Origin of the sequence: Parabacteroides sp. PM6-13 (assembly GCF_029892605.1) — a bacterium.
In the GTDB taxonomy this organism is placed as follows: Bacteria; Bacteroidota; Bacteroidia; order Bacteroidales; family Tannerellaceae; genus QVMG01.
On the sequence record NZ_JARXWF010000012.1, the window covers coordinates 59,553 to 71,582 of the forward strand.

The following is a 12,030-nucleotide window of genomic DNA, read 5'->3' on the forward strand; positions in this document are numbered from 1 at the left end:
CTATGGACTTAGATACATTAAAAAGAGAGTGGCAAACAAACGAATCATTTAAAAAAGAGGTAAAAGACAGTATGATCAAAGAGATGATAGCCAACCGCAATAAGGGGGCGTTCGAACGTATTAAGCGATATGAGAGAGAGGCCTTACGGATTCTTCCGATCACATCCATAGCCTTTGTTTTTGTGAGTGCATCCATCCTGATGCATGGAGATATCTTCGGAATATGCTGGGTATTGGCAATGCTCCCCATTGGAGCCGGATTATGGTATTGGTCTTACTGGCTATGCGGCTTCCTGGATAAAATCGATATGAGCCGGATGACGGTCACAGAGGTTTCCCGATCTATCCTGAAATACAGAACCTATCTCATCAGGCACACCATTCTTGCCGGCATCCTGATGCCTACCTACCTGGGCGTTTGGCTCTATTGCTTTTTCAAAGCCAACCACGGGTTAGATGGGGTCTACTCCGTTGAGTTCCTGGTGGTGTATTTATCGCTTGCCTTGGTATTCTTCTTTGTGATCATCTGGTTTCGCTACTTCCGTCACATCCGTGATATCCAGCGTAACCTCCGCGAACTGGAAGAGTTCGAACAGGATAATCAATAAGAGTCACCTTATTTGTCTTTGTCAGGTGTGTATTTCCAAAGTTCTTGCTGCGAGGTCGCAATATATCCTTCGCCGTTGTACCCGAAGCTGTGTGTTATCTCCGCTTTGTTGAGTGCTTCGAAGGAGGAGCAGACCTCCCAGCTATCTTCCGCCGGGTCATACACCCATAGGTCGTTCATGCGAACCAGCTCCCCATCCACCCTTTCCATACCATACCCGAAGTAAGCTTTCTCGCCAATGGCAAACCCGCGCATATCATAGCGCGCCCCACCGGGAAAGTCTTCGCGGATCAACCAGGTATCGCTCTCAGGCACATACTCCCAGAGACGATTGGAGAAGACAGCATCGTCGTTGATACTATTTCGCCCACCAAGGATAAAAACACGATCACCGGCAACGACGGAGCAGGTGTTGATTTGTTTCTTTCCAGGAAAGTCCATACACTGGTTCCATTTGTTGGCAACAGGATCGTACACCATGACAAAAACCGGCAAGTACTCATCCATCTGAGGCATTCCGAGGTAATAAATAGACCCCTTATGCAGGAAAATCGACATGGGATAGGCCACATAATAAGGTAAGGTTGCCTGTAGGCGTAATACTGATGCCTCCGGGAGATATTTCCACAAATCTCTTTGATAATCATTCCCGGTTTTATCATTCGTCATATTACCGAAACCGTAGAACACATAGTTATTCAAGAAAAACACATGTGCCTGTGTGCGTTTGTTTCCTGCGATTTGGGAGACAAACTGCCAGGACATCTGCGAAGGGGCGAATAGCCACACGCCTTGTTGAGTCAGCGGTGCGATGACCTCTTCTTTGGTTATCGATCCGGCCATATAGACCGCATCCGATCCAACCACATGTACATGCGAGTACCAATCATTGACAAAAGGCATATCCGCGATCTTTTCCCAGGCCAGGCCTCCCTCCGTCGACAAGCGGGTATTGAATTCAAGTGCCTGAGAATAAATATTTCCACGCACCGTTTCAATATACAGGCGACAGTAATAGCGTGTATTGGGACGTAAATCCGCCAGAGTGACGGTAACAGTCCCAGACTGATAGTATTCCATTAAATCTAAGCTGAGATCCGTCTTGTCGGGTATTTGATTAGTACGGCTATAGTACAAAGTGTATTTTTGTGGTTCGATCGCCTTCGATAAATCCAGTGAGATAGAGATAACAGCTTGTCGTTTAAACACCTCTTTTACCATGAAGGTGTTGATTGTCGGCGGTTGTAGATTTTCTTCCTCCGTATTGGGTACAGAGGGATCCGTCAGAGCACATGCCACCACCCCCCAAAGTGTAAACAACAGATAAAAGAGAACCCTCGTAGTCTTTTTTATTCGCCTAAGCATTTCCATAATCCTCCGTATTGCGCGCCTATGTATATGTCATTATCCACCACAAAACCATAATCGGGTACATGATTAATTGTCCAACCGGTATAGGTATTACAAGCATACCATTCATCCTGTTCGGGTTCATACTGCCACCAGGTAGGATCACTATAGGAACCATTATGATTAGCGTTATTTCTTTGTCCGAATCCGGCATAGCCAACCCCTCCCCTATTGAGACCAATAAGCTTCTCTAAGGTCTTGCTGGGAAAATCGTTTTTCCGAATCCACTGATCCTGTATAATATCGTATTCCCATACCTCGGAGCGATAAAGCGGTGCATCATCTACCCATCCCCCCAGACCTCCTATGAAATAAGCTTTATCATTGAGTACAAAGGTGGCAGAGCCAGTTGTTTTTTTTCCGATGAAATCATTTTTACTTATCCATTCATCGGTTTTCGTATTATAGGCCACCACATAGATCGGCACAGAGCTGTCGGTCATCGAGCGTGTGTAGACAGCATAAATAAACTCTTTATAAACGAAAGTGCCCATCACATTATATACATAGGTGTGCGGGATATCAGCTTTTCGTGTCCAACTATCAGTCGTCAGATCATAACACCACCAAGTGGTAGGAACCGATTCATTGATCTTTTCTCCAAAGCCAACGAAGAGTTTATCATCTAGGGTAATACAGATCGGATACAAATGCTTTTTTAGAGGTGTTTCTTTAGCGGGCAGCCATTTTTTAGTGATTAAGGAGTATTCCACCAAGTCACCTCCCGGCTGATCCTCATCACAATAACTGGATAAAGCGAAAAACCGATTAGAGAGGGCAAATCCACCGGGCAGATAGAGCGATGGATGCGACAAATCACCTACATACTCCCACGACGTATCGCTCTTGGGTGTCTTGGTGATAAAGTATTGAAGCTTGCTGTAATCCTGGTTATCGCTGTTCTCCAGGTAGAGACGGTAGCTGTATTCGGTGGCGGCTTTGAGGTTCTCCAACGTGACCACCTGCGAGGCAGGGTTTTGCTGATACGCTGCATAAAGATCCACCACCCGATGAGTGGTATCGGCAGCGGTCGTGCCTTCGACATAACAGAGCTTCAGGCCGGTCAGCTCTGTATATTTGCCCGTTGTCAGACTGATTTCCAGCTGCACGTTTCTTTGATTCACTTCCACGACTTCCGCCTTGACCTGCGGCAGCGTCTTCTCTATCTCCGGTACTTCGATGATCGGCACATCCGGATCGGTCTCCGAACAGGCACTGATGATCCCCCATAGAATAAGGAAAAACAATATCTTTTTAATACACATCACACCCCATAATTTAATAGATACTGCAAAGAAAGCTGTTTTTGGGAAAAGAACAAACCGCTTCTTAGTAGGGCAAATAGGAAAGCTGTTGAATTTCTTAATCTACATCAAGATTTCTTCGCTTATGATAAAATACATTTGTAGCGTGTTGTGGGGAATAGGTCATATACTCTCATCTGTCTTCTTCGGGTGTCTCATCAGCCTGGTGCTGATGGGGGTGCTCTGTTTGTTGCCACGCTTAGTTGTTATGCGCTATCGCTGGGAGATCACAGGCATCGGAGCGCTTGTCGTTTTCGTCTTATTCGCCTGGTTTCAAGCAACACTATTGGTCGGAGGCATCAAAGTCAAAGGATTAGTACCCACCACTCAAGAGATCGAGCAACTGGTGAAAGCCCTCCCCGCCGGGATAAACGCTTCCTCCCCTCTCGATGCGAACCAATGGGCCGCAATCGAACAAGAGATAGAAAAACAGTTCCCGCTGGTCACCCCTTTCCTGGGCAGTGTTCGCAAGGAGCTGGAGGGCATCCGGCAAGGAGGCATGCAGCAAGGAGGCATACAGCTCGCGCGCTTTAGCCGGCAGATTCATCGGGCGATCAACTATTATATCCTGCGTCGGATATTGTGGCTATTGGGCGGTTTGCTGGTCGTAGGTGTTTTCCTCGGCCACGATGCCACACGGCAAGGACGCCAGCAGCAGCGCCGGATGCAAATGGATTATTTCACGTAAAAACGTATAACAAAAAGAGAAACATATAACAATAAATAATACATTATGAAACTAAACGAGAATCATATCCTGATCGGCGTAGGCGGAACAGGTGGGAAGATACTGAAAGCCTTCCGCAAACGAATTTTCCAAGAGTACAACGAATCAGAGCGCAAGCAGTTGCCCGTAGGCTATGTCTATGTCGACTCCAGCCGAGAGATGATGACCCCGGGCAGCCCCGATTGGCGCGTACTGGGGCAAGATGCCTGCTTCCTGGAGGAGGAATTTGTATTTGTCAAAGGGGTCACCCCCGCAGCAGTGTTGCAAAACCCCGAAGGCTATCCGGGCTTGAAGGGATTCACCAAAGGCGCCTTTGTCAGCAAAGCCCTCGGAGAGGTAGGTGCCGCCGCCGCACAGAAACGCCTGGCGGGCCGGATTCTCTTCGGCAGTTCAATCAACAACTACAAAGCGACCCTGTTGAAACAGTTCACCAAGATCAACCACAACAGCGGAGCCGTGCGTACCAATATCCACATCTTCGCCGGCTTGGCGGGAGGCACCGGTTCGGGAGCCATTATCGACCTGGTGGCACAGACCCGCCTGATCGATCAGTTTCGCAAAGAACTGGATCCGGACGGCAAGACTGGCACCAACATCGTTGTCTACTGTATGGTTCCCGAAGTGACACCACCGGGCAATTGCGACGCGGGTAATTATCATGCCAATGGCTACGCGGCACTGACCGAGCTCAACGCGTTATTGACCAAACGCTACAAACCCTACGATGTGAGCGGAAAGTCGGAAAGACTCGACTTCGACGCCTTGGATGTGAAACGTATTGCCGACGGATGTATCGTCTACAGCAATGTCAATGAACACGGGCGAATAGTGGATTCCTTCACACAACTGCCCTCTATCGTCGCGGACTTCACCTATAACCGCATCTTCTTACCCCAGAATGACAATACTGAAGAGTTTATCCGCGCCTATAGCTTTGAGAATATCAACGACTGGCGCATCGAATATCACGAAAAAGAAAAAGATCCACAGGGCAAGCCATTGCCTGCGCGCACGAAGACATTCAGCTCCTTCGGCATCAAACGCATCGTGATCCCCGAAGAAGAGATCGTGGAATATTTCACCTATTCCTTTGGCAAGCAGGCGCTGTTGCAGATGCGCTATAACAACTGGAACGACGACCTGGGATTCCGCGACCGTCCGGCAAACAAAGACTTCCGTTCGGAGATCGAAGAGTTGTTGGAGAAATGGCGCATGACACGCAAACACATCACCCTCGACAGTCCTATCCTGGAAGATGAGAAAGGCAAATGGGGCGGGTTCGCCGATTATTGGAACAATGTGATCCCTGTCTGGACAGAAGAGGCACGCGGCAATAGTACGCCCATCAACGAATTGGAGCGCTTCTGCAACGAAGGCTATGATAAGTTCTTCCGCAAGCGGGGCGTAGCCAAGTTCTTCGAAGACAAGATCCAATCGCGCGAACTGCATGCCAATGAGATCAGCGGCCTGATCGAAGCCTATATGTTCAACCAATGGATGGTGGGTGACCTCTCGCTCTACAACCTCTTAGAGCTGATGGAGATCGTCATCGAGACCACGGAGAAGAAACGCAACGACGCGGAGGGTGAGATCCGCAAATACAACCAACAGCTCGAACAGCTCGAGAACGCGCGTAAGTCGAACGCCTTGGAATATGGCGGCAAAGGAGTGATCGGCGGTCTATTGTTCAAGAACAAACTGATTCAAAACCATTCCACCATCCTCCAGCAACTCTACCTGAAGAAAACAGAACGTGAAGGATTGCTCTTTGCCATCAGTATGCTGTCGACCCTGCAGATGAAACTCAACAGCCTGAAGAGCCGCGTGGAGAAGTTTGTCGGCATCATCACCACCGCGCTCGATGATGTAGAGAATCAACTGGCGACCCGTTGCCAGGATGAGGGGGGCATCACCGACCTGAAAGAGACCGTGATCCGCTTCTACGACCAGAAAGCCGTACACAAATTCACCCAGGAGGTGATCAAGAACACCACCAAGCAAAAGGAGATTGCCCGTGAGTTTCGCCAACAACTGGGGCAACTGATCGGACAGGATCACACCTTCGCACGGGCCAACGCAACGGTCAACCGCGATGAGATAGCCAAGCTTTTCGATACCGCTATCCGTGCTAAAGCCATCACGATACACGATACGACCCTGCTCGAAGACAATGAGAAATTGATCAACCGCAATATCCTGGAACAGCTCAGCGAAGAATATCCTACGGAGGATTCCCTGCGCACGTTTGCCACCGAGGTCGTGCAGCAAAGTGGCGTCTATACCACCTTCAGCCGGAATGAGATCAACAAAGCCGTGCCCAACAACGTGGATGTGCCCGAACAAGGACAGAATATCATGCGTAAGATCGTCTTTGTGAACCTGCCCGAGCCGAAGGGGAACGAGCAGATACAGCGATTTGCCGAGAAGCTGCAAGCGGCACTCACCGGAGCGGTAGAGGGAGGCATCAAGGTATGCGTAGACATGAGTAGTGAACGGAAGAATGAGATCACGATCTCGACCATCTCCTACTGCTTCCCATTGCGCGTGCTCGACACCCTAACGTTCCTACGCGAGAAATACGAATACCTGACTCAGAAATCCAACGAGGCATCGCTCAATCGCATCGTGCTCCATACCGAAGACATCTCGGACAAGCTACCCGCCCTCTTCGTCCAGGACGCGCTCTCACCCGAGAAACGCATCGAGCGCTATAGTCCCTACCTGATCCTGGCGTATGTCACGGGCGTGATTCGTTATGCCGATCGTGCCGATGGTACGGGCAAGAAGGCATACGGCGAGATAGAGAAAAACCGACTGGGTATGGAGATCCTCAAGCCACTCTCCGACAATCGCTTCACCGATATGATCTACGGCGAGTTTTTCACCGAGGCATACGGCGATGGACTCAAAGAGAAATTCGAGCAAGCCATGCGCGGGGAGTATCTCCATGTGGAGAAACGCCAGGAATTGGTGGCGAAGGTACAGGAGCTGGTGGTCAACACCATCCTGCCCGAGTGTGGCAACAACCAAGGCTCCGAACAGTTCCTCTTTTGGAGTCGGGCGGCAGAAACAGCCTTGGATAACATTGAACAACTATAAGAACGAAACAATAAAGCTATGGCATCAAATTCAGTTATTCGCAAGGGCACTTGCATGAACATCGGCAACTGCCCGAATGCAAACGAAAAGAAAATAATCGAAGTAGGGATTGGTGAAGATTTTGTCTGCCCCAATCCCGAGTGCGGAGGTGCGCTTAAAGAGATAAAAGAAAAGGGTTCACCTGCCAAAGGGCTGCTTTTCGGTCTATTGGCGTTGTTGGTGCTCGCCGGAGGTGGAGCCGCTGTTTACTTCCTGTTGGGCAAAGAGGTCGAACCTGCTCCGGTATTGATAGAAAGTATTCAACTCAATGCCACCGAGCTGCAGGTCGAAGAGAATAAAACGGCTCAGTTGACATACACGTTCGCACCACTGACAGCCCTGGCCGACAGCCTGGTGTGGCATACAACAGACGCGCAGGTAGCCGAGGTGGAGAACGGCTTAGTATCCGGCTACCAATCGGGAAAGACAACGATCAGCGTAATAGATCTGCGCACACAGGTGCAGGCGAGCTGTGAGGTAGAAGTGATCTATATACCGGAAGAGGATCCCTCCTCAGGCATCGCGGTCGAAGGCGGGCAATACCTGGGTGAGACACTCGATGGGCTGCCTCATGGATTGGGCACGATCCGCTATACCGAGCGTACACTAATCTCCAAACGCGATATGAAGAAGCGGCAGGCAGAGCCCGGCCAATATATCACCGGCGAGTTCTACAAAGGAGAACTGGTGCAGGGAAGACTGTTCAACCGGCAGAACGAGGTGATCGAAGTTATTAGTGTCGGACGTCCCGGATAAGAGTCTATGCGAAATATGCGGAGAATCGGATACCTGGTGATATGTTGGGTAGGAGCGCTGACATTGTCGGCACAGACCTACTTCTCCCGACAGATCGAAGAGCTGGCGAAGCAGGTAACGGCGCAGTGTTCGCTGCCTACCGCTTCGCAACGCTTCGTCTGTGCGAAGATCCCATACCCGTTGGTGATTCGCTACAACGCCTTGCAGCAGGTAGAGCACCTGGGGATCGAGCTGTTTCAGTCCGACGAACAGGACTACTTCGGGCATGTGATCTGTGACTTCCACGAGCGCCTCTTTCTCGAACTCTACGGACTGACAGACATCGGGATCCATGAGCGCGGCGAGGAATACAGCCTCCGTTGGGAGGTGAGAGCACTGACGGGAAGCGAGCTCCTCTCGAAGAAAGACCTCAATCGCCTGGTTGCCTTCATCCGTGAAGAGGCAGAAGGCTATACGCTGGTCAAAGACAGCCTTCGCTGGACTTCGGTGTGGAAAGCCGGTGAACAGAGTATCTCGTTAGAATTTCCCGCCACCTTCTCACTCATCTATGGGATCGACAAGAAAGAGGCCGATGATTGGTTTGAGCAACAGATGCTCGCCCTCCAAACACCTCGAAAAAGGCAGCAGTTAGAGATCCGACCGGCGGAGTTCTTCCTGGCAAAGAATGGCTTGTGGGTACAACCCGGGAATTATAAATACACGCGCGCCCTCAACAACGATATCTATTTTGCGGCCGACGCCACCGGTGGATACCGCTTGGTAGACGACAGCCATTATCCGGTGGAGTCGGTGATCAACCTCTTCCTGCAGCCCGGCGAGAAGGCGAAAAAGATGGAGCTTTCTCTTCTGCATCATGCCTACGGCGGACAGAAGAAGCAGTACAGCGTTTCTCTCTACGACTTTCTCCTGTCACTGCAGAACGAATACGATGCCTACATAGGGTTTGAGAAGTGGGAAAAGGAAAAGGAAAAGATGCTGCTAACCGTGCTCTTTCATAACCGGGAATTCAATTCGCATCACATGCTCTACATACAAGTCGCCCCCCAAGTGATCGAACAGGGCGAAGGAGAGATCAAAGGACAGCTCTATACCTACATTCCGAATCACAACATACGAAACTTATACAAAGAATATGAAGAAGGAGAACCGTACACCAACTACATGGAGAAAAAGTAAGAGCTTACTGTTGCTCTTCTTATGCCTGTGTTATGGCAATATCATGGCACAGCAGGAGCCGACCGAAGAGATGAAACGTGCCCTGGAGCGGGAGGTTAAAACAAGTGGTTTGTATCACTATGCCGAAGCGGTCGATAAGGAGAAGACACAGGCGGCTACCATGGCACTATCACAACTGTTGGCAACAATTCAGGGCGAAGGCACTATCGACGCGACTGCGCTCACTCAAGAGCACTTATCACTGCATGTCGGGAAAATAGAACTACCACGAGGCAATCGCATACGCGTGATCACCTTCCTCAAAAAGGCAGAACTACCCACGCTACTTACCTCGCTTGCAACAGCCGCTCCTACGAAGAAAGAGCCGATTAAGCTGGAAGAGAAACCCCTAAGCGTCGAAGAGCAAAAGGAGACCATAACGGAGAAAGCGACAACACCACCCGCCGAGCAGGCAAATCCGGTTACCGGAGCCCTAACAACCGAACAGCAGGCTTTGCTTGCTGAGCTGGTGGGCACCGGGTCGGTCACCGAGATAAATAAGCTATTGCGGGAAAATAAGATGAAAGGCAAACTGGTGTTCGGCAGCATGAACACGCTTACCAACTCCGAGGTGGCATATATCCTGGTCTACAAGGCGAATGGAGAGATCATCGCCCTACTCGACAGAGGGTCAGGCAGTGACCGCCAGGATCTGATCAGTGGCGAGCGGATGCCGGTGCCGGGTATCTATAAAGGGAACCTGCGTCTGTGGTTCCAATTACTTTGATTACACTAAACACACACGATATGAAACGTTTGAAAACATGTATGATCTGGTGTCTCTGCCTTTGTCTTCTCCCGTGGGGGCAGGCGAAAGCACAGTATGCCACCTCGGTGACGATTACCGATATCACCAACGCAACGGTGAAAAAGAATATGGAGCAGTCGGCTTCACAATTGCTGACAGAGTTTAATAATTCCTTCTCTGACGGGAAGACCCCCTCTTTGCAAATCAAGGGGCTCGACAACCATGGAAAAGGATCGATCCTCACGATGTGGGAGATGGCACCTTTTCGCTGTATCGAAACGGAGATCATTGAGCGAGGCTATCCCACACCCAATGGCTACCAGATACGCAACATTCCCCTTTTCCTCAAAGGATTGCCCGAAGATGAGGCGTATAAGGAGATCGCCATTAACTTCGATAAGAACGGGCATATCTATGATATATTCTTTGCCCTGGCAACCCATGAGGTCTATGCGATCCTCAACAGTGAGAACAACGAGGTGAAAGACTTACGCAGCCGCCAGGTGATTCTCGATTTTGTGGAGAACTTCCGTACGGCCTACAACCGGAAAGATATTCATTTCCTGGAACAGATCTATAGCAATGAGGCCTTAATCATTACCGGACGCGTCGTGCGTACCAAACCTACGGCAGACAACTATATGCGGGGACTCTCGCAGGAAAAAATCGAATACCAGATAAAGACCAAGCAAGAGTATATCTCGGCACTGCGTAAGACCTTCCAAAACAACGAACGCATCAATATTATCTTTGAAGATATCGAAGTGGCACGGCACCCCCGCTACGACGAGATCTACGGAGTGACCCTCAAGCAGGGATGGAACAGCTCAACCTATAGCGATGTGGGGTATATCTTTCTGATGATCGACTTCCGCGATGAGAACAACCCATTGATTCATGTACGTACCTGGCAACCGGAAAAATATAACGGACGCGATATCAGCAAAGATGAGATCTTCCATCTGGGCAGCTTTGATGAGATCATTAATTGAGAACCGGATCGCGAGATTTGATCATAATAATAACCGAATAGTATAAATAGAGACAAGATGGAAAAGAAAAAAATGATTTATGTGATTCTATTGTTTCTCTGCTCAGCCCTGGGCGCGACAGCACAGAAAAAGATGGTGGTGCAGGACGAAGACCTGGGACTGGCGGTAGCACGAACAGAAGAGAACGAAACAGTGGTGATCGTGCGTTCGCCGCTGGAATTAACCTTTGAGTCGACCATGGACAAAACGGTGGAAGTCTATAACACCGAACAGGAGAGTGGTTTTAATAAGTACTATATCCGCTTCAGCACACTCCCGAAATACCGGGGACGAAAGCTGAAGATCAAGAGCTATGGCTTCGACACCTATACCCACCCCTTGGAACTGACAGCCAAGGTACCCGTTGGCATTTATGTGGTCGACCCCGACGGAGAGATTGGGCTGACCTGCTACCAGCAAAACCTGAACGCGGGCAACCGCCTGTTTCAGGAGTGCCTCTACGACGATGCGCAGATTGCCTACTTCGATGCGCTCGAGTGTTCGGATCTGCCCGAGGAGAATATCATCGGACAGAAAATCGAAGACGCCATGAACTGCGGAGAGTACCGGCGGATGGCGGATGATCTCTATACGAACCAAGACTGGGTCGCCGCCAAAGGATATTATGAACGCGTTGTGGCATTGAACCAGTCCGACCAGCACAGTGCGGAGCGTATCGACAACTGCCAGGAGAGCATCGACAACATGCCACGCACGATTACCGGGACAGTGACCGACGCGTCGGGCAACCCAATCCCCGGTGTTCGGATCCGTGCCGAATATGTCAAAATAGACAAAAAGGGAAGAATCGAACGGGACAAGGAGGGCAATCCCAAGACGGAGTTCAAAGATGTAGGCACGACAGATGACTTCGGAGAGTATTCGATTACTGTCTTAAACAAAAGCCGTAAGCTCCTATTCTCAGGCGGTAACCTATTGACGGACGTCAACTACAAGAACAACGAAGTCGTCATCACCGACAGCGAGATCAATGTCACCATGTCACAACAGCTTTCCGGCCGCGATGTAGAAGGCATTCTCAAAGGCGGCGCAGAGATCCTCAAGCTCTTTTAAGGAAAAAGGGTATGCGAAAC

The 12,030-nt window shown here is 49.9% G+C and carries 10 protein-coding genes; 8 read left to right on the forward strand and 2 right to left on the reverse strand.

Annotation, left to right across the window (positions count from 1 at the left end; genetic code table 11):
* The first annotated feature begins 2 nt into the window (after positions 1-2).
* Positions 3-608 (forward strand): hypothetical protein, encoded by a 606-nt coding sequence (locus M2134_RS12125; protein WP_280751740.1) that lies wholly within the window; start codon positions 3-5, stop codon positions 606-608.
* Between the two features lie 8 nt (positions 609-616).
* Here the strand turns inward: M2134_RS12125 and M2134_RS12130 are convergent, their stop codons facing one another.
* Both M2134_RS12130 and M2134_RS12135 read right to left on the reverse strand, forming a co-directional pair.
* Positions 617-1,978, reverse strand: a complete 1,362-nt coding sequence (locus M2134_RS12130) for a hypothetical protein (RefSeq protein WP_280751739.1) — start codon at positions 1,976-1,978, stop codon at positions 617-619.
* Positions 1,957-3,285 (reverse strand): hypothetical protein, encoded by a 1,329-nt coding sequence (locus M2134_RS12135; RefSeq protein WP_280751738.1) that lies wholly within the window; start codon positions 3,283-3,285, stop codon positions 1,957-1,959. The genes M2134_RS12130 and M2134_RS12135 overlap by 22 nt, the downstream gene beginning before the upstream one ends.
* A gap of 121 nt (positions 3,286-3,406) precedes the next feature.
* Here M2134_RS12135 and M2134_RS12140 point away from each other — a divergent pair, with 121 nt between their 5' ends.
* From M2134_RS12140 to M2134_RS12170, 7 genes are read left to right on the forward strand one after another with little or no spacing between them, the layout of a single operon-like run.
* A complete protein-coding gene (locus tag M2134_RS12140; protein ID WP_280751737.1) occupies positions 3,407-4,009 on the forward strand; it encodes a hypothetical protein in 603 nt (200 codons plus the stop codon).
* A gap of 45 nt (positions 4,010-4,054) precedes the next feature.
* Complete coding sequence (locus M2134_RS12145; protein ID WP_280751736.1) at positions 4,055-7,147, forward strand: tubulin-like doman-containing protein; 3,093 nt, start codon at positions 4,055-4,057, stop codon at positions 7,145-7,147.
* An 18-nt stretch (positions 7,148-7,165) separates the two neighbouring features.
* Positions 7,166-7,942, forward strand: a complete 777-nt coding sequence (locus M2134_RS12150; RefSeq protein ID WP_280751735.1) for an Ig-like domain-containing protein — start codon at positions 7,166-7,168, stop codon at positions 7,940-7,942.
* Between the two features lie 15 nt (positions 7,943-7,957).
* Positions 7,958-9,118: a hypothetical protein gene (locus M2134_RS12155; RefSeq protein ID WP_280751734.1), complete on the forward strand. Its 1,161-nt coding sequence runs from the start codon at positions 7,958-7,960 to the stop codon at positions 9,116-9,118.
* Positions 9,075-9,884 carry a hypothetical protein gene (locus tag M2134_RS12160; protein ID WP_280751733.1) on the forward strand — a complete coding sequence of 270 codons (810 nt, stop codon included), beginning with the start codon at positions 9,075-9,077 and terminating at the stop codon, positions 9,882-9,884. The genes M2134_RS12155 and M2134_RS12160 overlap by 44 nt, the downstream gene beginning before the upstream one ends.
* Before the next feature lie 20 nt (positions 9,885-9,904).
* A complete protein-coding gene (locus M2134_RS12165; RefSeq protein WP_280751732.1) occupies positions 9,905-10,897 on the forward strand; it encodes a nuclear transport factor 2 family protein in 993 nt (330 codons plus the stop codon).
* Between the two features lie 57 nt (positions 10,898-10,954).
* Positions 10,955-12,010, forward strand: a complete 1,056-nt coding sequence (locus M2134_RS12170) for a carboxypeptidase-like regulatory domain-containing protein (protein ID WP_280751731.1) — start codon at positions 10,955-10,957, stop codon at positions 12,008-12,010.
* Positions 12,011-12,030: the final 20 nt, after the last annotated feature.